The organism is Pseudokineococcus marinus (assembly GCF_013004605.1).
Taxonomy (GTDB): Bacteria; Actinomycetota; Actinomycetes; order Actinomycetales; family Quadrisphaeraceae; genus Pseudokineococcus; species Pseudokineococcus marinus.
In genome coordinates this window covers 1-1351 of record NZ_JABEMA010000519.1, presented here as the reverse complement: position 1 = coordinate 1351, position 1351 = coordinate 1, and the positions used below count along the sequence as shown (strand labels likewise).

Annotated in this window: 1 protein-coding gene; it reads right to left on the bottom strand. The window is 81.6% G+C overall.

The window, feature by feature from the left end; genetic code table 11:
* Positions 1-1269, bottom strand: a 1269-nt coding sequence (locus HLB09_RS17145) for a ComEC/Rec2 family competence protein (protein ID WP_171204494.1), incomplete at its 3' end; no start/stop codon positions are given.
* Positions 1270-1351 lie beyond the last annotated feature (82 nt).

The following is a 1351-nucleotide window of genomic DNA, read 5'->3' as shown; positions in this document are numbered from 1 at the left end:
CCACCCGGCGGGGACGGCGAGGACGTGGGCGAGGGCCGGCGAGAGGGGCGCCACCGCGAGCGCGGAGACGCCGAGCACGGTGGCGGGCGCCACCGCCGGGGCCGCGAGCACGTTGGCGGGCACGGCGACGAGGGAGACCCGCGGGTCGAGCAGCAGGAGGACGGGCGCGCAGACCGCCTGCGCGGCCAGGGGCACCGCGACGACGACGGCCGCCCGCTCCGGCACGACCCGCCCGAGGGCCGCGGCCCACGGCCGGGCCAGCAGGAGGAGCGCGCCGGTGCCGAGCACCGAGAGCGCGAAGCCGACGGAGCGCGAGGTCGACGGGTCGAGGACGACGAGCACGACGACGGCCGCCGCCAGCGGCGGCACGCCGCGCCCCGGCCGGGCCGCGAGCAGCCCGACGAGCGCGGCGGCCGCCATCACGCCCGCACGCAGCACGCTGGGCTCCGGCCCCGCCACGGCCACGAACGCGGTGAGCGCGGCCCCGGCGAGGGCGGCCCGGGCGAGCCGCCGGGCGCCGAGGAGCGCGGCGCCTCCCGCGGCGGCGGCGACGAGGACGGCCGTGTTGCCGCCGCTCACCGCGGTGAGGTGGGCGAGCCCGGCGGTGCGCATGGCGTCCTCCAAGTCGGCGGGGAGGGCGGTGGTGTCCCCGACCACCAGGCCCGGCAGCAGACCCCGCGGGTCGGCGGGCAGGGGCTCGACCGCCGTCCTCAGGCCCGCCCGCAGGTGCGCGGCCCCGCCTCGCCACCCGGTGGGGGGACGGACCGCACGCAGGGGGCCCTGCACCCGCAGGAGCGCGACGACGTCGTCCCCGGGCTCGGTGGGGACGAGGCGCCCGACGACGGTGACCTCCTGGTCGCGCCCCAGCTCGGCGACCTGCCGGCCGCCCACGAGGAGGAGACCGCCCCGGGCGCCACCGGCCGCACCGCGCCCCACGACCTCGAGCGCGCGCCCCCGGACGACCCACCGCTCGGGCGGGGAGGTCGCGGCCCGGCCCGCGGTCCCCGCGGGGGCGTCGGGACCGATGGCCGCACCGGTCGCCGCGCGGACCGCGGAGGGGTCGGCCACGACCTTGACGAGGACCTCCACGACGGCCCGCCGCTCGACGAGGTCGGGCAGGAGGCCGGACGACGACTCGGCCGAGCGGACGCCTGCGGAGGCGAGCGCGGCGGCGAGCGCGACGGCGGCCAGCGCGAGCGCGGCGGTCCGTCCGCCCCTGCCGGACGCGGACCTCGGGGTGCCCCCGCTCGTGAGCGCGGACGGCAGCACGGACGGGCCCCGTCGCCCGCACGCGTCCCCGGTGCGGCGACCTGGGAGGGCGAGCACGACCACGGTGAGGAGGAGGGCGGTG